General features: G+C 43.3%; 19 protein-coding genes and 1 pseudogene. 11 read left to right on the plus strand and 9 right to left on the minus strand.

Annotation, left to right across the window (positions count from 1 at the left end):
• The 6 genes and pseudogenes from MHN79_RS18540 to rplI form a co-directional block, all read left to right on the plus strand.
• Window positions 1-95 (plus strand): annotated as a pseudogene (locus MHN79_RS18540) (elongation factor Tu); the annotation flags it as partial.
• Window positions 96-428: 333 nt separating this feature from the next.
• Entirely contained in the window at window positions 429-617 is a 189-nt protein-coding gene (locus tag MHN79_RS18545; RefSeq protein WP_239174164.1) for a (2Fe-2S)-binding protein, read from the plus strand.
• 75 nt (window positions 618-692) lie between these two features.
• The gene (bfr, locus tag MHN79_RS18550) at window positions 693-1,169 is read left to right on the plus strand and encodes a bacterioferritin (protein WP_239174166.1); all 477 of its coding nucleotides are present in this window, start codon (window positions 693-695) and stop codon (window positions 1,167-1,169) included.
• A 201-nt stretch (window positions 1,170-1,370) separates the two neighbouring features.
• Complete coding sequence (rpsF, locus tag MHN79_RS18555; RefSeq protein WP_004747103.1) at window positions 1,371-1,751, plus strand: 30S ribosomal protein S6; 381 nt, start codon at window positions 1,371-1,373, stop codon at window positions 1,749-1,751.
• A 103-nt stretch (window positions 1,752-1,854) separates the two neighbouring features.
• Window positions 1,855-2,082 (plus strand): 30S ribosomal protein S18, encoded by a 228-nt coding sequence (rpsR, locus tag MHN79_RS18560; protein ID WP_000090472.1) that lies wholly within the window; start codon window positions 1,855-1,857, stop codon window positions 2,080-2,082.
• A gap of 33 nt (window positions 2,083-2,115) precedes the next feature.
• Window positions 2,116-2,568 carry a 50S ribosomal protein L9 gene (gene rplI, locus MHN79_RS18565; protein ID WP_114787539.1) on the plus strand — a complete coding sequence of 151 codons (453 nt, stop codon included), beginning with the start codon at window positions 2,116-2,118 and terminating at the stop codon, window positions 2,566-2,568.
• A gap of 44 nt (window positions 2,569-2,612) precedes the next feature.
• On the opposite strand, the gene MHN79_RS18570 is transcribed toward rplI, so the two are convergent.
• A complete protein-coding gene (locus MHN79_RS18570; protein WP_239174168.1) occupies window positions 2,613-3,377 on the minus strand; it encodes a DUF481 domain-containing protein in 765 nt (254 codons plus the stop codon).
• A gap of 172 nt (window positions 3,378-3,549) precedes the next feature.
• Between MHN79_RS18570 and MHN79_RS18575 the strand changes: the two genes are divergently transcribed.
• Window positions 3,550-4,962 carry a replicative DNA helicase gene (locus MHN79_RS18575; RefSeq protein WP_160932216.1) on the plus strand — a complete coding sequence of 471 codons (1,413 nt, stop codon included), beginning with the start codon at window positions 3,550-3,552 and terminating at the stop codon, window positions 4,960-4,962.
• A 12-nt stretch (window positions 4,963-4,974) separates the two neighbouring features.
• Complete coding sequence (gene alr, locus MHN79_RS18580) at window positions 4,975-6,048, plus strand: alanine racemase (protein ID WP_239174252.1); 1,074 nt, start codon at window positions 4,975-4,977, stop codon at window positions 6,046-6,048.
• Window positions 6,049-6,135: 87 nt separating this feature from the next.
• On the opposite strand, the gene MHN79_RS18585 is transcribed toward alr, so the two are convergent.
• Window positions 6,136-6,561: a secondary thiamine-phosphate synthase enzyme YjbQ gene (locus MHN79_RS18585; RefSeq protein WP_239174170.1), complete on the minus strand. Its 426-nt coding sequence runs from the start codon at window positions 6,559-6,561 to the stop codon at window positions 6,136-6,138.
• 296 nt (window positions 6,562-6,857) lie between these two features.
• Between MHN79_RS18585 and pgi the strand changes: the two genes are divergently transcribed.
• On the plus strand, window positions 6,858-8,510 hold the full coding sequence (gene pgi / locus MHN79_RS18590) for a glucose-6-phosphate isomerase (RefSeq protein WP_239174172.1): 1,653 nt from the start codon (window positions 6,858-6,860) through the stop codon (window positions 8,508-8,510).
• Between the two features lie 65 nt (window positions 8,511-8,575).
• Here pgi and MHN79_RS18595 read toward each other — a convergent pair whose 3' ends face one another.
• From MHN79_RS18595 to msrA, 7 genes are all read right to left on the minus strand, one after another.
• On the minus strand, window positions 8,576-9,472 hold the full coding sequence (locus MHN79_RS18595; RefSeq protein WP_239174173.1) for a TIGR03899 family protein: 897 nt from the start codon (window positions 9,470-9,472) through the stop codon (window positions 8,576-8,578).
• A gap of 313 nt (window positions 9,473-9,785) precedes the next feature.
• The gene (locus MHN79_RS18600) at window positions 9,786-10,190 is read right to left on the minus strand and encodes a DUF3299 domain-containing protein (RefSeq protein ID WP_239174254.1); all 405 of its coding nucleotides are present in this window, start codon (window positions 10,188-10,190) and stop codon (window positions 9,786-9,788) included.
• Between the two features lie 215 nt (window positions 10,191-10,405).
• Window positions 10,406-11,665, minus strand: a complete 1,260-nt coding sequence (locus MHN79_RS18605; RefSeq protein ID WP_239174175.1) for an ABC transporter permease — start codon at window positions 11,663-11,665, stop codon at window positions 10,406-10,408.
• Window positions 11,662-12,369: an ABC transporter ATP-binding protein gene (locus MHN79_RS18610; protein WP_160932226.1), complete on the minus strand. Its 708-nt coding sequence runs from the start codon at window positions 12,367-12,369 to the stop codon at window positions 11,662-11,664. The genes MHN79_RS18605 and MHN79_RS18610 overlap by 4 nt, the downstream gene beginning before the upstream one ends.
• 54 nt (window positions 12,370-12,423) lie before the next feature.
• Window positions 12,424-13,119 carry a DUF2796 domain-containing protein gene (locus MHN79_RS18615; protein WP_239174177.1) on the minus strand — a complete coding sequence of 232 codons (696 nt, stop codon included), beginning with the start codon at window positions 13,117-13,119 and terminating at the stop codon, window positions 12,424-12,426.
• Window positions 13,120-13,569: 450 nt separating this feature from the next.
• Window positions 13,570-14,118 (minus strand): YtfJ family protein, encoded by a 549-nt coding sequence (locus MHN79_RS18620; RefSeq protein ID WP_239174179.1) that lies wholly within the window; start codon window positions 14,116-14,118, stop codon window positions 13,570-13,572.
• A gap of 247 nt (window positions 14,119-14,365) precedes the next feature.
• Window positions 14,366-14,986 (minus strand): peptide-methionine (S)-S-oxide reductase MsrA, encoded by a 621-nt coding sequence (gene msrA / locus MHN79_RS18625; protein ID WP_239174182.1) that lies wholly within the window; start codon window positions 14,984-14,986, stop codon window positions 14,366-14,368.
• A gap of 119 nt (window positions 14,987-15,105) precedes the next feature.
• Here msrA and MHN79_RS18630 point away from each other — a divergent pair, with 119 nt between their 5' ends.
• Entirely contained in the window at window positions 15,106-16,815 is a 1,710-nt protein-coding gene (locus MHN79_RS18630) for an autotransporter assembly complex family protein (RefSeq protein ID WP_239174185.1), read from the plus strand.
• A complete protein-coding gene (locus tag MHN79_RS18635; protein ID WP_239174187.1) occupies window positions 16,812-20,570 on the plus strand; it encodes a translocation/assembly module TamB domain-containing protein in 3,759 nt (1,252 codons plus the stop codon). The genes MHN79_RS18630 and MHN79_RS18635 overlap by 4 nt, the downstream gene beginning before the upstream one ends.
• Window positions 20,571-20,573 lie beyond the last annotated feature (3 nt).

Below are 20,573 nucleotides of genomic sequence, written 5' to 3' on the forward strand. Positions count from 1 at the left end.
TCGCACCAATCGCAATGGACGAAGGTCTTCGTTTCGCGATCCGTGAAGGTGGCCGTACAGTAGGTGCTGGTGTTGTTGCTAAGATCTTCGATTAATTCTTAAGAATTTAACGAAATCTTGCATTGTTTTCTTCTAGCATGAAGAAAGCAAGCATCGAGAAAAAGAGAAGCTTAGGCTTCTCTTTTTCATTATTCGGTTATAAAAAAAATCGTTTTACTTTCATCTCTAGTGTGTCTCCTTAGTTTTTATTATTCCTATAATTCAAATAGCTAGATTTCAGCCAGAATTAAACAGCCTCCTTGATGCGATAGTAAGTATTCTTGCCGTCAGTTCTTACTGTTTTTATATAACAAATCATTCTTAGCGTATTTTCTACATTATTGGTAATAATAGTAATTATCGTTTGTGTTTGTTTTATGGTTTTTATTATGTATGTTTGTCTATGTCATGGTGTATCAGACAAGAAAATCAAACAGTTGATTTTGGAGGAAGGGTTAACAGATATAAAGCAGATAAAGAAATGCACCGCACTTGGTAGCCAGTGTGGCAAATGCGTAAAAATGGCCAAAGAAATTCTAACCGAAACTGGAGCGATAGAATACTCAGAAGCTAGCTAAGGATAGTTTTATTGTCTTTGACACCCCTTGAATTGGTTCTACAGTTTAAATTGGACCAACAGGAGGCTGTATGTCATGAAAGGCGATCCCATCATTATTCAACATCTCAATAAAATTCTCGGTAATGAATTGGTTGCGATAAACCAATACTTTCTTCACGCACGAATGTACAAGGATTGGGGGCTAAAACATTTAGCAGACAAGGAATATCATGAATCCATTGATGAAATGAAACATGCGGATCATTTGATAGAGCGAATCCTTTTTCTGGAAGGTATCCCTAACTTACAAGACCTTGGCAAACTCATGATTGGTGAAGACACCAAAGAGATGCTTGAATGCGATCTTAAGCTCGAGATGACGGCTATTCCAGATCTCAAGTCCGCCATAGCGTATGCTGAAGACAGCCATGATTATGTATCGCGCGATTTATTTCAAGAAATCCTAGAGGATGAAGAAGAACACGTTGATTGGTTAGAAACACAACTGGGCCTGATTGAAATGACAGGTATACAAAATTACCTTCAAGCTCAGTATGTTGACGAAGAGTAACTCCACAATTCCATCCTAGTGTTAAAAGCAGCCTAAACGATCATCTTTTGATGGTTGGCTGCTTTATTATTTTCCTTGCTTAAACCGCTTTGTTTCTGTACTATTCGTGCTCCTTAATCTCAGTCAATTATCTTTAGTTCCTTGCTTCCTCTGGATGACTGAGCCATTTGTGGAAGCTGAATAATCCGTAAGGAGCAACCAATGCGTCATTACGAAATCGTATTCATGGTGCACCCAGATCAAAGCGAGCAAGTTGCTGGTATGATCGAGCGTTACACTGGTTCAATCACTGAAGCTGGCGGTACTATCCACCGTCTAGAAGACTGGGGCCGTCGTCAACTGGCTTACCCAATCAACAAGCTTCACAAAGCTCACTACGTTCTAATGAACGTTGAAGCTGACCAAGCTGTAATTGATGAGCTAGAAACTGCTTTCCGTTTCAACGATGCAGTTCTACGTAACATGATCATGCGTACTAAAGCGGCTATCACTGAGCAATCTATCATGCTTAAGCAGAAAGAAGAGCGTGCTCCTCGTCGCGAAGAGCGTGCTGAAGCTAAGCCAGAAGCAGCTGCTGAGTAATTGATACTCAGATTTAGTACTCAGCCTAGTTAGAGCCAATAATTTATTTTGACCCTATCCTAGGCAGATAACTTTACTCAAATTTAAGATCAGGAGATAGCCCATGGCTCGTTTCTTCCGTCGTCGTAAATTCTGCCGTTTTACTGCAGAAGGCGTACAAGAGATTGATTACAAAGACGTAGCAACTCTTAAAAACTACATCACTGAAGCTGGTAAAATCGTACCTAGCCGTATCACTGGTACTAGTGCTAAATATCAGCGTCAGCTAGCTCGCGCTATTAAGCGTTCTCGCTACCTAGCTCTACTACCGTACACTGATAAGCATCAGTAATCGGTTCGTTTTATTAAGAAAGAGGATTAAACAATGCAAGTTATTCTACTTGATAAAATCGGTAACCTAGGTGGTCTTGGTGACACTGTAAACGTTAAATCTGGTTACGCTCGTAACTTCCTTATCCCTCAAGCTAAGGCAGTAATGGCAACTAAAGCTAACGTTGAAATGTTTGAAGCACGTCGTGCTGAGCTAGAAGCTAAAGTTGCTGAGCAACTTTCTGCTGCCCAAGCGCGTGCTGAAAAAGTTAACGCTCTTGAAGCGGTTGTTATCGCTTCTAAAGCTGGTGACGAAGGTAAACTGTTCGGTTCTATCGGTACTCGTGACATCGCTGATGCAATCACTGCGGCTGGCGTTGAAGTAGTGAAAAGCGAAGTTCGCCTTCCAGAAGGTGCACTACGTAACACTGGTGAGTTCGAGATCAGCGTACAACTTCACTCTGAAGTGTTCGCGACAGTTGCTCTTCAGGTTGTTGCTGCTGAGTAATTCAGTATCAAAGTATAAAAAGCACCTTCTAGAAGGTGCTTTTTTTATATAGAAAATAAAATATTGATTGAGAAGATGCTATCGGCGTTTTGCAGACCTTCTGGAACCCGATCATGATACTGCCGAGAATAAGACACTTTTAACGCTATATGTTCTGTTATGCTGTTTGTCGCGTTAAGGTCAGTATCCGTTCTCACATTACTATCACCGGCTACGAGTGTTACGGCTGCTGATAAATCCAAGCTTTTGGTGATATGCCAGTTACTTTTGACATGACCACGAAAGATAGCCTCTTGAACGGTTTCATCAAAAACGATGTCATTGTCACCAATTTCATCAGTATTGGGCTCTTGATAGCGGTAGCCAGGTCCAAGCTCGAGTTCAAGCAGAAACGCTTCTGTGTTGTAGAACTGATAACCTAAACCACCAGAGAGCGTATAGTCTTTAAAATAAGCGCTATAACGTGAATCAACACCTTGAAAGTTACCATAAAGGTATGTCTTAGGCCCAAGCTTGTAGTCACTCTGCGCTAAATACGTTGACTGTCTTTTGTCTTCTTCACCATCTTTGTACAACTGGTAATATTTCCATTCTCCTGTTGTACGGTGACGCCCTGATAGATACTCAGCGCTTAACCTTGAGTTGACCGAACGTGAGTCAGAATTTCCCGTGTGCGATTGATAACCAAACTCTATTTCGCTCTTCCAAGGGGAGGGGACGTCAATCTTGTTTTGGCTTTGTTCTGATTCATCTGCATAGACGACTGAGCTGAGTAGTAGGCTAGTCGTTATGAGCCCAAGTCTTGTCACTCACTGCCTCTTTTTAATCATTGTATTAGGTGAATAGTAGAGAGTTTTTATATAATTTCAGTCAGTTCTAAGTTAATTCTATATGAGATGGATTTAAACCCCTTGTTAAATACAGACATCAGGTTCATTCTAGCTATAATGAGCGATCACAATTTTGTTGTTGAGCAATAGCATGGCAGATTTTAAAACAGATAATCGTAATAAAAAGCCAACCGACGCCCAAGTAGACGCAATCAAAGCGCCTCCTCATTCTATCGAAGCGGAACAATCCGTTATTGGTGGCTTATTACTTGATAATGAGCGTTGGGATACTGTGGCAGAGCGTGTTGTTGCTAAAGATTTCTATAGTCGCCCTCATCGCTTGATGTTTGAGGCGTCTCGAACGATTCTTGAAGAAAGCAAGCCGCTTGATTTAATTACTTTGTCAGAGTATTTAGAACAGCGTGAGCAACTCGACGATGTTGGTGGATTTGCTTACCTGGCTGATTTGGTGAAAAATACACCGAGCGCGGCGAATATTAATGCCTACGCCGACATTGTTGCAGAGCGTGCTTTGACCCGAGACTTGATAGGTGTTGCAAATGAAATTGCGGATGCCGGTTACGACCCTCAGGGACGCTCTTCTGAAGATTTGCTGGATATGGCGGAAAGTAAAGTTTTTGCCATTGCTGAATCAAGGACCAGCGATAGCGATGGTCCACAAAATGTCGATAATATTCTTGAAAAGACGCTTGAACGGATAGAAATCTTATATAAATCACCCCAGGATGGTGTTACTGGTGTGACAACAGGATTTACAGACCTAAATAAGAAAACCGCAGGTTTGCAAGGTTCTGATTTGGTGATTGTTGCTGCGCGTCCCTCTATGGGTAAAACGACTTTTGCTATGAACTTGTGTGAAAACGCGGCGATGGCGCAAGATAAACCCGTACTCATCTTTTCTTTAGAAATGCCATCAGAGCAGCTTATGATGCGTATGCTCGCATCGCTTTCACGTGTTGACCAAACCAAGATACGTACTGGCCAATTAGATGATGAAGATTGGGCTCGTATTTCTTCTACCATGGGATTATTAATGGAGAAGAAAAACATCTTTATCGATGATAGCTCAGGTCTCACTCCAACAGAACTGCGTTCAAGAGCTCGTAGAGTTGCTCGTGATAATGGTGGTTTGTCTATGATCATGGTTGACTACCTTCAGCTGATGCGAGTGCCGTCACTCACTGAAAATCGAACCTTAGAAATTGCTGAAATATCCCGCTCACTGAAAGCGCTTGCGAAAGAGCTGAATGTGCCTGTTGTTGCTTTGTCTCAGCTCAACCGTTCACTGGAACAAAGAGCAGATAAGCGTCCGGTGAATTCTGACTTGCGTGAATCAGGCTCTATTGAACAAGATGCTGACTTGATAATGTTTATTTATCGAGATGAAGTTTATAACCCAGATAGCCCGATGAAGGGAACGGCAGAAATTATTATCGGTAAGCAGCGAAACGGCCCGATAGGCTCAGTTCGACTGACGTTTCAGGGGCAATGGTCTCGTTTTGATAATTATGCAGGTCCTGCATTTGATGTGGATGATGAATAACCTATGAGTTATATGAAAGCCGCAACTGCGTGTGTCGATTTAGGTGCATTAAAGCACAATCTAAACCAACTCAAATCCCAAGCTCCCAACAGTAAGGTCATGGCCGTGGTTAAAGCTAATGGATATGGTCATGGCCTGCGACACATTGCCACCAACGCCGAAGGTGCTGATGCCTTTGGTGTGGCTAGAATTGAAGAAGCACTGCAGCTGCGCGCTAGTGGTATTGTAAAGCCAATCTTACTTCTAGAAGGCTTTTATTCAGCAGGTGATTTAGCCGTGCTGGTGACTAATAACATTCAAACGGTTGTGCACTGTGAAGAGCAGCTCAATGCATTGGAAGCGGCAACCCTTGATACTCCAGTTGTAGTCTGGCTCAAAATCGACAGTGGAATGCACAGGCTCGGCGTTAGACCAGAGCAATACCAAGAGTTCATTGCTCGTTTGAAAGCCTGCCCTAATGTTGCCAAACCGCTGCGCTATATGAGCCACTTTGGTTGTGCTGATGAATTAGATAAGCCTACCACGACTGAGCAGACTGAATTATTTATGTCTTTAACTCAGGGCTGTGAAGGGGAGCGCTCTCTCGCTGCCTCGGCTGGTGTTTTGGCTTGGCCTGAAAGTCAATTGGATTGGATACGCCCTGGCATCATTATGTATGGTGTGTCACCGTTTGGGGATAAAACGGCGGAACAAATGGGTTACCTACCCGTGATGACTCTAAAATCCCATTTGATTGCTGTGCGAGAGGTTAAGGCTGGCGAAAGTGTTGGATACGGCGGGGTATGGACTTCACCTAGGGATACAAAAGTTGGCGTAATAGCGATAGGTTATGGTGATGGCTATCCAAGAATGGCGCCTAACGGAACCCCAGTATTAGTCAATGGTCGTAAAGTCCCTGTCGCCGGCCGAGTGTCTATGGACATGTTAACCGTTGATTTGGGGCCTGATGCGGTTGATAAGGTCGGTGATGAAGCCGTTTTATGGGGACGAGATCTGCCCGTGGAAGAGGTGGCTAACCACATCGGGACTATTGCTTATGAGTTAGTGACTAAGCTCACCTCAAGGGTTGAAATGGAATATTTATAAACCCTAAAAAGCTAAACATATTCTGACCGCCGTTTTATATCCAGATGACAGTCAGCAATAGCTCCTTTAGTTGGAGCTATTGTCTTTTCAGGCTTTTTCACCTTGCAAAGTGGCGATAAGGTTACGACTTCCAGCCAGATCTCTGTGCTCGCCCAAATAGATACCTTGCCAAGTTCCAAGTGCCAATTGACCATCTTTAATAGGAATATTGACGCAATTTCCCAAGATAGACGCTTTGATATGTGCCGGCATATCATCATCCCCTTCATAGGTGTGTTGATAATACTTGGCTCTTTCAGGAACAAAGTGGTTAAAATGCTGCTCCATATCGTGGCGCACCGTCGGATCTGCATTTTCATTTATGGTCAAACTTGCGGAAGTATGTTGGATAAATAACTGTAATATTCCCACAGAAATTGATGCTAATTCCGGTAATTGTTGTTCTATTTCATCGGTTATAAGATGAAATCCACGTGCTCTCGCTGTGAGTCGAATGGTTTGTTGGCTCCACATACTGCCCCCTCTAAAATCTATTTGGCAAATGACATCATTATCGGTATCGTTATGCGTCAATGTTGTTTTAAGTCGACAAACTTAATTAGTAACTAATGTGATTTAACTCAATAATCTTGTTGTGTGACTGAGTCATAATGTCGATCTGAAAATTTATTACAAGTTTTTGTTCACTTGTTTAGCTTTGAGAACAGAACTACTTTTGCTTAATTGGGACTGCTACTGATCGCAGTTTTCCTCACTATCATGACCAAACCAAGTAGAATTGTATCTACTCTAACACTGGGAACGTCACCATGTTGAAAAATATTAATCCAACACAAACACTAGCCTGGAAAGCGCTTACACAGCACTTTGAGTCGGCACAAGATATGGATCTAAAGGAGCTATTTGCTCAAGATGAGACACGCTTTGAGAAGTTCTCTGCTCGATTTGGCTCTGATATTCTCGTCGACTACTCTAAGAACTTAATCAATGATGAGACACTCAAGCATTTATTCGCTTTGGCAGACCAAACTGAACTTAAGTCGGCGATTAACGCTATGTTTGGTGGTGAGGCTATCAACAAGACTGAAGGTCGCGCCGTATTACACACAGCGCTGCGCAATAGAAGTAGCAATCCTGTGTTAGTTGATGGTGAAGATGTCATGCCTGCGGTGAATGCAGTGCTGGATAAAATGAAATCTTTTACCGATCGCGTCATCGGCGGTGAATGGAAAGGGTACACAGGCAAAGCAATCACAGATATTGTCAATATTGGCATTGGTGGTTCTGACCTTGGCCCTTATATGGTCACAGAGGCGTTGGCACCGTATAAAAACCACCTTAATCTGCACTTTGTATCGAATGTGGATGGTACTCATATCGTGGAGACGCTAAAGCCATTAAATCCAGAAACCACGTTGTTTTTGATTGCTTCCAAAACCTTTACCACTCAAGAGACGATGACGAATGCTCATACTGCTCGTGATTGGTTCCTTAAATCGGCGGGCGACAACCTTCATGTTGCCAAGCACTTTGCCGCGCTTTCTACCAATGCAGATGCTGTGTCTGAGTTTGGTATCGATACCAAGAATATGTTTGAGTTTTGGGACTGGGTGGGCGGTCGATACTCGCTTTGGTCAGCGATTGGTCTATCGATTGCCCTTGCTATTGGTTTTGACAATTTCGTTGAGCTGCTTGAAGGCGCGCATGAAATGGACCACCATTTTGCTTCGACTGAATTAGAGAGCAACTTACCTGTCATTCTTGCTCTGATCGGCTTGTGGTACAACAACTTCCATGGCGCTGAGTCAGAAGCAATTTTACCTTATGATCAATACATGCATCGTTTCGCTGCTTATTTCCAGCAAGGCAATATGGAATCAAATGGTAAGTACGTTGATCGGGATGGTAAAGCTGTCACTTATCAAACAGGACCGATTATTTGGGGGGAACCAGGCACTAATGGTCAGCATGCTTTTTATCAGTTGATTCATCAGGGAACAAAATTAATTCCTTGTGATTTTATTGCGCCTGCACTTAGCCATAATCCCTCTGGTGACCATCATCAGAAATTGATGTCTAACTTCTTTGCTCAAACTGAAGCACTAGCTTTTGGTAAGAGTGAAGCTGCTGTACGAGAAGAATTTGCAAAAGCGGGTAAGAGTGAAGAACAAGTTGCAGATCTGGTTCCTTTTAAAGTCTTTGAAGGTAATCGCCCTACAAACTCGATATTAGTCAAGCAAATCACGCCTCGTACATTGGGCAATCTTATTGCAATGTATGAGCACAAGATTTTTGTTCAAGGTGTTATCTGGAATATCTTTAGCTTTGACCAGTGGGGTGTGGAGTTAGGTAAGCAACTTGCCAATCAAATTCTACCTGAACTTGCTGATGAGTCGGAAGTGGTGACACACGATAGTTCAACCAATGGACTGATCAATGCTTTTAAAGCTTTTAAAGCATAAGGTCTAGCCTTGATTAATAACGCCAGCTAACTCGCTGGCGTTATTATACCGGCATATCAATCTAGTCAGACTGTATGGTCAATACTACCTTGGGAGTCTGTATGAGCGATGAATTTTTGGCCCAATAAGGAAACCAATTGATCATAATATTGCATGTTTGGTTTGTTACCCAGCAGCTTACATAACTCGTTACCAGTAGGACTAAAACGATAGTACAGCAGGCGAACACCTTTAGCATGAGCTTGCAGTGACAGTTGCTTACCTTGGTAATTGAGTGGCAAGGGAGAGTCTAATTCTATTTCTCCAGATTCAAGTTCGGTTCCATGCATTAAACCAAGTTCGAACAAAACTAGCAGACTTGAGTAGGGAAGTTGGAAGCTGCCGACATTGATATTGCCGGTAATATTGCGTTTACCGAAGCTAAAAATCCCCCCTTGGGCACGAAAGCCGATTAAGAGTTTACGGCTAGTATCTCCGCCAAAACTGCAGGCTAGAGCAGCCGCTCTTTGTAATACCTGTGCTTCTTTGGGCGACATATCTTTGAGCGTTTTCAGTGCTTTCATTGAGGTAGAGCCTGGGTTAGTTACCTCACGCTTGAGAACTTGAGCCCAAAGGCGCTGCATGGAAGGATTGTGAACTTCTTGTGCCATATTGAAAAAGCGTTGTAACCAATCATGGTCAGGATCACCTGCCGTTTCATTTTTACATGATAGATGGGCAAGTTTCAGGATTTGCTCAAGATTCTTTTGCTGTAGTTCTTTTTGTCGTCGCTCTCGGACTAGGGCTCGTTCCAGCGCCGTCTTTTCAGGTGTCTCCTTTTGCAACAGTGCATCAAGCCCATGAGAATGGGCGATGCTCATAATTCGGCTAGCGCTATCCTTGATGTAATTAGGTTTTTTCTCATGTCGAGATTCAGAGTTTGACTCATGATCGATAACCACGGGTTTTTGCTTCTCGGACATGTGAATACCTAGGGCCTATGGACCGCAATAGAAACGAACATCCCTTAAATCTACCTCTTAACAGGCTTATCTGCCAGAGCAACTCTGTGAGCAACCTTTGAAAATTGATTCTATGCCAAATGATAATAACTTGTTAAAATTGTTATAGATGCTTGGGGGGCTTATGAAGTTTTTAAATGATAACAAACTAAGAAAGCACCTATCAATTACCCTATTGTTTCTCGTATATCTCGCTGTATTAGTCTATTTGTCTAAATACGTGTGAGCAAGGCGGATAATTGACAGGTTGTATTCATGTTATGACATGCACTTTTTAGTAGTCATCGTATTCTTCGATACTGGTGCCTTCTATCATATAACCAGTCTCCGCTAAGTCATGACTCATGGTTACTGTCTTCAATTTCCCCACCACATAAATGACATCCCATAACTGTTGTACAGGTGCCCCTTTGGGTAATTTAACATATACGATTTGATTTGGTGGCGGTGGTGGCACATGTATACATGCCCCAAAATAAGGAACGAGTAGAAACTCGGTCACTTTGTTAGCATCGCCCTCTAATGGAATAACAAACCCAGGGATTTTGACCGAGCTACCGTTAAGATCTTGACGTACTTTACCCGCCAGAGATTGCTTGGCGGCGCTGCCAGAGTGATTTTGAACAGGCATGCCTTGAGCGTTGAACTGGTTACGTTCGCTTTTGGGGATCAAATCTATCCAGTCTAGTTGAAGAACATCGCCTTTCTTATTGTCTTCAGCCTTAGTTTGGGTGCTTTTACTCTCGGCCTTTTGGTTTTTTTCAGCTGACGCTTTTGATGCTGTCTGTGTGTTTTCCTGCTTAACACTGGTCGCTTTTTCTTCATTGGCATTCGCCAAGCCTGTTACCAATGAAGCTGCGAGTATCATTGGTATAAATAATTGTTTTTTCATAGTTAAACTCTAATTGTCATCCCATCACTTAGTGATTGTTTATAGGCGCGAAATGCCGGTATGAAGCCTATTACTGTACCTGCTAGTTGCACAGCTGCAAGAAGCTTCCACTCGTAATGAGATAAGGCGACCATTTCAATATTAATTCCATAATTTTGTTGGATGAAAGGAGCAATACTTGCCAGCAGAGCATAAAGTATGGTGACCCCAGCGACCAAGCCAAGCAATGTGAGCGTACTGGCTTCGAGAACAAGTAGGGAAAGTATATGTCTTGGCCTTGCGCCCATCGCCCGCAAAATAGCCATTTCTCGGCGACGTTCTTGCAGGCTAGTCAGTAAACTTGACAGCATCCCGAGAAGTCCCGCAATAACAACAAATACAGAAATGACCATGAGTGCTTGCTCTGCAACTGACATCATCCCCCAAAGTTCATGTAATGCCACACCGGGAAGAATGGCACTTAAAGGCTCTTTTGGGTAGGTGTTTATTTGTCGCTGTAATGAAAAAGCTTGAATTTTGGACTTTAAGCCGATCAGCATCGCAGTGATTTGCTTTGGCTGAAAATTCTGCTTTTCCAATTGCTGGGCACTTGGTGTGTTACCAAGGTGGGCTCCTGACTCCCAACCTACGTGAATAGCTTCAATTGCCTCAAGTGATACATGTACGGTTTTATCAACAGGCGTTCCTGTTGGTGCAAGTATGCCAACCACTTTAAATGGCAGGTTGTCATGACGACTGAATCCAACATCACTGATCCCATGAGCAATAATAATTTCAGTCCCGATTTGGTATCCCAGCTCACGAGCTACGTCTGAGCCGATAACTGTCTCGAACAGACCTGAGAACTCTCTACCTTCTGACAATGTTAATGGGGATTTTTTCCCATAGCGGTAATGTTCAAAGTAGCTATGGTTGGTTCCCATAACGCGAAACCCTTTGTGTGAATCCCCCAAAGAAATCGGAATCGCCCATTTTACTGCTCTGTGCTGACTGAACTCTTGATAACTTTTCCAGTCGATATTATTTGTGGCGTTACCAATTCGAAACACAGAATATAGGAGTAAATTAACTTGGCCTGAACGACCACCAACGATGAGGTCGGTACCGGAAATGGTATTTGCAAAACTGCTTTTGGCTTGAGTACGAACGCGCTCGACACCAAGTAGTAATACTACCGATATCGCAACCGTCATGATCGTTAACATAGCGGTGACTCGGCGGTTACGGACGCTCTTCCAAGCAAGCATAAGTGTTGGGCTCATGATGTCACTCCTGCTCGATTAATTTCATTAAGGTGTAGAGTTCGATCAAACATACTTTCTAAGGTTGGATCGTGACTGACAAACAAAAGGCTTGCTTGTGCTTGTTTGACCTGATCCATCAAAAGCTCGATAAAAGCAGAGCGATTGTCGTAGTCCAGCGAGGAAGTCGGCTCGTCGGCAATGATTAAAGCAGGTTTGCCAATCAGTGCTCGCGCCGCAGCCACCCGTTGCTGTTGACCAATACTTAGTTCAACCACGGGCTTATGCATTAAATCACTCGGTAAGTGAAGGCTGTTTAGTAGGTCTTTTGCCTCGTCGACCATAGATTTGTCCAGTTTGGACTTTCGCAACTTGGAAAACTGACAGGGAAGCGTGACATTTTCAATCACGCTAAGGTAAGGCAACAGGTTAAATTGCTGAAAGATATAGCCAATATTATTGGCACGGAATGTATCTCGTTGGCTACCAGACATTTGTACCAAGTCTTCTCCCAGTACGCTGAGTTTTCCAGTATCGATAGTCTGAATACCAGTTAAAAGCCCCAGTAAGGTTGATTTTCCACAGCCACTTGGACCTTTGATAAATAGATGCTCTCCCTCTTGGACAGATAAACTATCTATATTCAGTGTTGGCGTTTGGTTGCCCGGCCAAGTAAAGGACACTTGCTCCAGCTCTACTACGCCGTGATTAGTATTTTTTCTCATCTGACATAACCTGAACAGATAAGCCTGAAGGGTATACCTTCAGGCTAATGAGTTTTAAAGTGAAATCTTAGTCGTGCTAGGAGATAGTTCTAGGGCCGTCTGGGCCTTATCCGTTAGCAGATTAACACTGATTGACTTTGTCGATGGGAAGTGAGTAAACCATTGGGTATTGATAGATGAGAGAGCATCAAGATTGTCACACTGGTAGTGGTATTCAACCGCAAATTCTCCATGCCCACCCTCATGATCATGATGATGTTCTTCGTGCTTATGTTCTTCCTCATGGTCATGATGACCGTCTTGACCGTCTTGACCGTCTTGACCGTCTTGACCGTCTTGACCGTCTTGACCATCGTGACCATCATGGTCGTGGTCGTGGTCGTGGTCGTGGTCGTGGTCGTGGTCGTGTTCATCATGCTCATCCGAACTTAAAGTATTGGTGACAGATTGATGCACGATTTTGCACCCAGCACTGGCAGTCAGAGCAAATAGAGAATCAGCATTTTCTAGTTTTGCGATGGCTTGCTCCAATGCTTTTTGCTGCTGGTCATTTTTAGGCGCATGCTCAAAGCCTAATACATCAGCTCCAGGTGCATGAATTTCCATGAGTAACTCATCACCATCTTGGGCAATATTGAGTTCTACGTGACCATGCTCGTGGGCGTCATGCTGGCGAAACTCTTCATCGGCTAAGGCTGAAGTACTTAAAACTAGGCTAATAATTGTTGCGACTTTTGTAATGGAATGCATTGTAAATCCTAATCAATGGTAAATTAAAAATGGGCTGTGTTTTGAGACAACCGATTGTGTGATATTTCTTTGTTTAGGTTAGGTTCACTGGTGGAGAACGAGCGAGGTAACTAAAAACAGTTTGCTCATATAAAGAATAATATTGGCTCAAGCCAAAAACAGGGGGTGAGGGATTATTCGATACTGTGATCAGAGGATGGTTGAAGCCATGCTGTAAACAGGAAAAAAGTTGGCAGTGGTGCTTATCATGGTGGTTTGTGCTGAATTGATACTGATGGAAAATAAAAGCCCAACTCATCCAGAGCACGAGCACGATTGCAATCACAGCCAGTGTGCTTGAATGTCGCGTTGGTGGTCGATGAGTTTGAGTCATAGCGCTTAAAGTCGTGTTTAATGTTAAAGTTGTTATGTTATAACAACTAGGCTGCAAGCGCTATGTTCAAATTTGTATTAAATGTTGTCTTTGATTAAAGCTAGAACTTGCTCAATTTCGCTTTGGTTTAGTGCTCCTTCCTTGACGAAAAGAACTTTCCCTTGTTTATCTTGTACAATAATTGCCGATGATTCTTCCTGTAGATCCCAGGCTCCAGCCACTTTGCCATCTTCATCGAGCACCATAGAAGACCAAGGAAAATCTTTTTTGCTATCTTCCGCTGAAGACTTTACAAAAGAGCCTGTTCCCCAGATAGCATCATCTTGATTGATGATCGACGTGGTTTGATAGCTGTCCTGAGTAAACTTAGAATCTGTAATGGCTGCCATGAGTGGTTGGTTGAGGGCTTTTGAACTGCTGCGGCCCGCAATGGCTTGGATGACTCTCACTTTGCCGAGCATATCTTGAGATGACCACTCTTGATAACTAATGTCATCACCTTTAACTAAGATCTCGCCGTAATTTTTAACTTCAACCAGAGGCAATGTCTGATCGATTTTGATCTTGTGTGCTGAAGCTGTAAAACTGCATGCCACCGCTAGGGCAACCAGGGTTTTTATTTTCATTTTGTTTTTCCTCTGGGTTGAGTGTACCGATTATATAGTGAAAACTGCTCGCGGGATCAGCGATACATTAATGGAGAAAACTTTGTTGCATAATTGTGATCTCAACTGCAGCTAACTCAGAGTGAGTTGTCTAAAAACGAGGCTAACATTTCGGCTGCGAGTAACACCCAATATCTAGCTTGATGTTATAGCCAGCAATCTTGCTGGCTAAATAGGACGAAACAGGATTATTCGGTTTTTATCCATTTTATGGAAAACAGACGCCGGTTCCATTTAAGCCACAATAGCCATTGGGGTTCTTAGCCAAATATTGTTGGTGATAGGTTTCGGCGAAGTAGTAGTGACCAGCTTTTTCAATCTCTGTAGTAATCTTGGAGCCGTTAGAGTTAAGCAGTCTTTGATACTCGTCTCTGGAATTTATGGCTTGCTCTAGTTGCTGTTCATTGTGCGTATAGATGGCTGAGCGATACTGAGTTCCCATATCATTGCCTTGACGCATTCCTTGAGTGGGATTGTGGCGTTCCCAAAAAGTGCGCAGTAATTGCTCAAAAGAAATGATGTTTGGGTCGAAAACGACTCTCACGACCTCTGTGTGCCCCGTTTTCCCAGAGCAGACCTCCTCGTACGTCGGGTTGGGAGTATAGCCGCCAGAATATCCGACAGAGGTGCTGATAACCCCTTCTAACTGCCAAAACAAACGTTCTGCCCCCCAAAAACACCCCATACCCAATAAGACTTCTTGGCAACCTTGTGGAGGTTTTGCTTTGATGTTTGATTGATTCACATAGTGCTTATCATCAACGTTTAGTGGCTGATCACGACCAGGAAGGGCTTGTTGGGAGGTGACGGGGGTTTGTTTATCGAGCATGATTCATCTCCTTAAAATGATATTCTTGGGAGTAGACCGCTTAATTGACGGTTTTCGTACAGACATCTTTTTGCAGTGACGTTATTATTTCGTAACGACGTATAGGCTACCAATAAACCATGATAAAACCGTTTTTTCCAGCGATTCTACTTTTAAGCAGTATTTCAGCCTTCGGGCAAGAAGTATCGCTGTCGATTCGCGGAGTATCAGGAGAATTGGAGCAAAATGTTGAAACTTATCTGCAGGCAATTCCTAGCCAAGACTATAGTACCAGTTTGCGTTTTCAGGCTCGGGTCGAAAAGCGTTTAACTGAAGCACTCAATGCACTTGGTTATTATCATCCCAACTTTTCATTTGAGGCAAACAGTGGAGAGCAGGAATTAGTCATCACTATTGTGCCCGGAGAGCCAGTCTTGATTGCGCTGGTGGACATAGAGTTAAGTGGTGAAGCCCGTGATGATCAAGCCTTTAAGACCTTGATTGAGCGCAGTGGTCTCAAACAGGGGCAAGTATTAAACCATAGTTTGTATGATGGCCTGAAATCGCGCATTCGTAACCTTGCTTTGCAAAGAGGTTATTTTGATGGAGATTACACGGTAAGTCGACTGGAGGTGTCGCCAAATTTAGATCAAGCCTTTATTCGACTTCATTTTGATAGTGGTATTCGTTATGCGTTTGGTCAAAGCTCGATTACCGGTAGCCAAATAGACTTGATGCGTGTTGAATCCTTGTCACCTTACAAACAGGGCGATCCCTATTTGGCTACAGCAGTAGGCGAATATAACCAAAACCTATCGAACACAGAATGGTTCTCATCTGTCTTAGTTGAACCTGATCTTTCTCATCTGGGAGAAGGGAGGGAGTTACCTATGAAGGTCTCTTTAGCGCCGCAGGCGAGAAATCAGCTAGAAACAGGCCTTGGTTACTCAACAGATGTTGGTGCAAAAGGATCGCTCAAATGGAAACAACCTTGGGTCAATAGCAGCGGCCATAGTTTCACTAGCAGTTTTTCAATTTCTGGGCCAGAGCAAACCGTCACAGCAGGCTATAAAGTCCCATTAGAGGACGCTCTAAATGAGTATTATCAGCTTAAGTACGGTATGAAAAACCTAGATAATCGAGATACGCAAAGCTTAGAGTCGAATTTAGCCCTAGAGCGTCATTGGCTACTTGATAACGGGTGGCACCGAGCCCTGTATATTCGATATTTGTTGGAAAACTATGAGCAAGGCCTCCAAGATGACTCTGGACAATTCTTATTGCCTGGTTTTAGTTTTAGTCGCAGCAGAATACGTGGCGGGGCAATGCCAAGTTGGGGAGATAAACAATCGCTGAGCCTTGAATTTGGTGATGACAGAGCATTATCAGAAACTAGGGTTATCCGCCTACAAGGTGGGATGACATGGATCCGTAGTGCAGGGCGAAATCATAGAGGGATCTTTCGTTTAGATGGCGGTGCCAACATCACTGAAGACTTTGAACGATTATCACCGTCTTTGCGCTTTTTTGCGGGTGGTGATAACAACTTACGTGGCTATAACTATCAATCTATTTCGCCGACTGACAGCAGTGGAGCCTTGACGGGTGCTAAATATATGGCCACGTCTTCACTGGAATATCAATACCGAATTTATGGCAATTGGTGGGGAGCGGCTTTTTACGACTATGGCGATGCGTTTAATGATGAACCTGACTTCAAACGTGGTACAGGAGTAGGTGTTCGCTGGGAATCTCCCGTGGGACCAGTCAGATTAGACTTTGCTTGGGGGTTAGATGCCACTCCGGGTGATGAGTTTAAAATTCATTTCACATTGGGCCCAGAGCTATGACCCAGTTTGTTATAAGATGGTCTAAGTGGTTTTCAATTGCGGCAATGACGCTAATAGCAGCTATTGTGCTCGGCCTGTCTGTTATTTTGTTTACCACTTCCGGGTTAAAGTTTGTCATTTGGGCAGCCGAAAAGTCGCTGCCACAGCTTGAAATTGAGTCCTACTCTGGAGCGGTTTTTCCGCGCTTCACTCTCAATAAGGTCTCATATCAAGACCAAGCACTAAATTTAGATGTAGGTGCCAATTCTATCACTCTTGGTGTTGATGTTTCGTGTCTTGTAGGGGCAAGTATTTGTATCGACGAACTGGCCCTTAATGGCCTTAAGTTTTATATGCCTGAAGCATCATCAGATCCTCAAAGTTCCGCTGAGCCAGAAACAGGCAGCCAAAGCAGTGTTAGCTTACCCATACCGCTGACTGCTAAACGTTTATCACTGTCTGATCTTGATCTCAATATTCTTGGTTATCAGGCTCAAGTCGGGGTTTTCACCACTGGATTGAGCTGGGTGGGACAGCGCTTAACTATTGATAAAACCTTGTTAAGTAAGACTCGTCTAACCTTGGCGCCAGAACAAAATACGCCAAAACCAGCTAGCGCCTCATCGACTAGTCAGCAGCATGACATTGAGTTACCTAGTGTCGTTTTACCCTTGGATATAAACCTGAAACGATTAGATATTCATGATTTTACTTTGGTACAAGACACACCTGTTGTAGTAAACAATTTAGCGATTGAAGCACAGGCGGTAGGTTCGAAAATTAATCTACGAGCCATGCAGCTAGATATGCCTCAACTGGCTGCTAAGCTCAATGGTGAAGTTAATTTGGTAGAAGATTACCCTATCAGTTTGGATTTGAAAACGACCATTAAACAGCCGATTGCTAAAGGTCAAATCATCCGTCTTAATGCTTCGGGCAGTGTTGCTAACCTCTCACTAGACACCGAGTTAGGTGGTTTAGCTAAAGGTAAAATTCAAGCCTTTGTTCAACCATTGCGAAACAATATTCCATTTGAACTTTCCTTATTAGACGTTCAGGCCCAGTGGCCCTTATTGGGAGAGGGAGATTACTTTGTTTCTGTGGATAGCTTGAAGAGTAAAGGCTCGTTAGATAGCTATGATATTGCTCTCGACGCCAAACTTTCGGGAAAGGAAGTGCCCGAATCCAAGTTGAGTATATTCGGTCAAGGTAATCTTAAGCAAATTGATTTAGATACGCTGTCTTTGAAAACATTAGGGGGCGAAGTATCAGGTCAATTAATGGCGAATTGGCAAGCCCCAATTAATTGGTCTGCCGATATCTTACTGACGGATATTCAGCCAGGTATGCAATGGCAAGATGACGAAGGAAAAATCAGTGGTCGTTTGACCACTTCTGGTGCTTTGACAAACCAAGGTGGATGGAAAATAGCGGTTCCTAAGTTAGATATTAATGGTGTAGTACGTGACTATCCACTCAAGCTCTTGGGGCAACTGTCAGCCTCTGATGAAACTGGAACAGGGGACATCAAGGTGACCACGTCGGGGCTCGCTTTATCCCACGGGCCAAACTTTGTGAAGGCCAATGGTGTCATTGAACAAGCGTCGGATATGAAGGTAGAGGTTTCTTTTGCGGATATGTCGCTAACCGTGCCTAATCTACGCGGTAACGTAAAAGGAAACCTAATATTAAAAGACAGTATCCAACAGCCTAGAATTGGTGTGATGCTTAAAGCGAGGGATGTCGGCTGGGGTAAAGATATCGATGCTAAAACTATTGATCTAGAGGGTGAGTTATCCCCGCTTACTCAAATCGCAGGTAACATAAAACTATCGGTATTTAATGCTCACTATCAGAATTACGTTATCGATCAGGTTTTGTTAAATACAAAAGGTAATGAGAAAAGTCATACGCTTAGCTTAGATGTCGTGTCGGACATCGTTTCCACCCAACTCAATCTCCACGGAGAGCTAGAACGTCTTCCAGAGCTTGTTTGGAAAGGCAATTTAGATGGGATGTTTATTAAATCCAAGCAAGGGGTATGGACATTAGAGGGCGCGACTCCAGTGGGGTACTCCGCTCAATCTCAGCAAGTTTTTGTTGCAGCTCACTGCTGGCAGCAAGAAGAGGCCTCAATTTGTTTGGATAGGGATATGAATGTTGGCCAAAAAGGTGAAGCCAAGGTTTCCATATCCAATATCGACTTTAGTCAGTTGCAATCTATTTTCCCTAAAAAGACAGAGCTTAAAGGCGATCTTAATCTTTCCGCTATGGCGAGTTGGGCTCCTGATACTCCACCAGCCCTCACAGTGGACCTTGGGATGGGGCTGGGCATGGTGAATGATCATGGTGCACATCCAATTCGCTTGGGCTGGGAGAGCGTTAGCTTAAAGGCGGCACTAAAAGATAATGTATTATCAACCAACTGGCTAATTGACTTGGCTGACAATGGACATTTTTCAGGTCATGCCAAGGTATTCAATGTTGTCGATACAAACAAGTCCTTGGATGGAGAACTACAATTGACTGAACTCAAATTGGATTTTCTAGAACCATTTTTGGGCGACTATAGTCAGTTTAAATCAACGCTTAATTCTCAATTGTCTTTCACAGGCCCAATAATGAAGCCCAAATTAAAAGGGCAGTTTGTGCTTGATGATCTCCTTCTAAAAGGCGAAGTAACCCCTGTAGAAATTGAGTCTGGAAATATTGATGTCAACTTTTCTGGATACGGTGCAAGCTTGACTGCAGCTGTTGATACGCCAGATGGACAGTTACAAGCGAAAGGAGAAGCCGATTGGCGAGATCTTAAAAAGTGGCAAACCAATCTGCGAGTGTTTGCTGATGAGCTTATGATAGATCTTCCTCCTATGGTGAAAGTCAAAGTTATACCTGATATGACAATATCAGCCTCGCCAAAACAAGCTCGCATCGAGGGTACGATAGCTTTGCCGTGGGGAAAGATTGTGGTTGAAGAGCTGCCTCCTAGTGCTATTGGCGTGTCTAAAGATCAAGTGCTCCTAAACGAACATTTAGAACCAGAAAGTATAGAGCCGACGATTCCGTTTAGTATCGAAACCAATGTTAATATTAGTATTGGCGACGAGCTTAAGTTGTCCGCGTTTGGTCTTGAAGGGGATTTGTCTGGAAACTTAAATGTCTCGCAGAGAGATAAAGGACCGTTTGTGACTGGAGAGGTAAATATTATAGATGGCTCTTATCGCTCTTTTGGTCAGGATTTGATCATCCAACAAGGAAAGATTTTGATGAATGGGCCTGTTGATCAGCCTTTTGTGCAAATCACCGCGATACGTAACCCAGATAACACTCAAGACGATTACACTGCTGGAATTAAGGTGATAGGTCCGGTTGATGAGCCAAGCGTGACGATATTTTCAGAACCAAGCTTGCCACAAGCAAATGCATTATCATACTTACTACGTGGTCGAGATATTGATGGAGAGTCTGGCGGTAATTCCGTGACCTCCACTTTAATTGGTCTCAGCTTGGCTAAGAGTGGTCGAGTGGTGGGTGAGATCGGTGAAGCATTTGGTGTTCAGGATCTGCAACTTGACACAGCAGGTGCAGGAGACGAATCACAAGTCACGGTTAGTGGCTATGTGCTTCCTGGTCTACAAGTTAAATACGGTGTGGGTATTTTCGATTCTGTTGGAGAATTCACGGTTCGCTATCGTTTGATGCAAGATCTGTACGTTGAAGCGATATCTGGGTTAGATAGTGCGGTTGAGTTACTTTACCAGTTTGAGTTTAATTAATAA

Origin of the sequence: Vibrio sp. Of14-4 (assembly GCF_022347625.1) — a bacterium.
GTDB lineage: Bacteria > Pseudomonadota > Gammaproteobacteria > Enterobacterales > Vibrionaceae > Vibrio > Vibrio pristinus.

Excerpts from the sequence above, each read along its gene's own strand:
- MHN79_RS18595 (WP_239174173.1), bottom strand. The coding sequence starts at position 9,472 with ATGTCCGAGAAGCAAAAACCCGTGGTTATCGATCATGAGTCAAACTCT.
- MHN79_RS18620 (WP_239174179.1), bottom strand. The coding sequence starts at position 14,118 with ATGAAAATAAAAACCCTGGTTGCCCTAGCGGTGGCATGCAGTTTTACA.
- MHN79_RS18610 (WP_160932226.1), bottom strand. The coding sequence starts at position 12,369 with ATGAGAAAAAATACTAATCACGGCGTAGTAGAGCTGGAGCAAGTGTCC.
- MHN79_RS18615 (WP_239174177.1), bottom strand. The coding sequence starts at position 13,119 with ATGCATTCCATTACAAAAGTCGCAACAATTATTAGCCTAGTTTTAAGT.
- rplI (WP_114787539.1), top strand. The coding sequence starts at position 2,116 with ATGCAAGTTATTCTACTTGATAAAATCGGTAACCTAGGTGGTCTTGGT.
- MHN79_RS18635 (WP_239174187.1), top strand. The coding sequence starts at position 16,812 with ATGACCCAGTTTGTTATAAGATGGTCTAAGTGGTTTTCAATTGCGGCA.
- MHN79_RS18575 (WP_160932216.1), top strand. The coding sequence starts at position 3,550 with ATGGCAGATTTTAAAACAGATAATCGTAATAAAAAGCCAACCGACGCC.
- MHN79_RS18630 (WP_239174185.1), top strand. The coding sequence starts at position 15,106 with ATGATAAAACCGTTTTTTCCAGCGATTCTACTTTTAAGCAGTATTTCA.
- MHN79_RS18545 (WP_239174164.1), top strand. The coding sequence starts at position 429 with ATGTATGTTTGTCTATGTCATGGTGTATCAGACAAGAAAATCAAACAG.
- alr (WP_239174252.1), top strand. The coding sequence starts at position 4,975 with ATGAAAGCCGCAACTGCGTGTGTCGATTTAGGTGCATTAAAGCACAAT.
- bfr (WP_239174166.1), top strand. The coding sequence starts at position 693 with ATGAAAGGCGATCCCATCATTATTCAACATCTCAATAAAATTCTCGGT.
- pgi (WP_239174172.1), top strand. The coding sequence starts at position 6,858 with ATGTTGAAAAATATTAATCCAACACAAACACTAGCCTGGAAAGCGCTT.
- MHN79_RS18585 (WP_239174170.1), bottom strand. The coding sequence starts at position 6,561 with ATGTGGAGCCAACAAACCATTCGACTCACAGCGAGAGCACGTGGATTT.
- msrA (WP_239174182.1), bottom strand. The coding sequence starts at position 14,986 with ATGCTCGATAAACAAACCCCCGTCACCTCCCAACAAGCCCTTCCTGGT.
- rpsF (WP_004747103.1), top strand. The coding sequence starts at position 1,371 with ATGCGTCATTACGAAATCGTATTCATGGTGCACCCAGATCAAAGCGAG.
- rpsR (WP_000090472.1), top strand. The coding sequence starts at position 1,855 with ATGGCTCGTTTCTTCCGTCGTCGTAAATTCTGCCGTTTTACTGCAGAA.
- MHN79_RS18605 (WP_239174175.1), bottom strand. The coding sequence starts at position 11,665 with ATGAGCCCAACACTTATGCTTGCTTGGAAGAGCGTCCGTAACCGCCGA.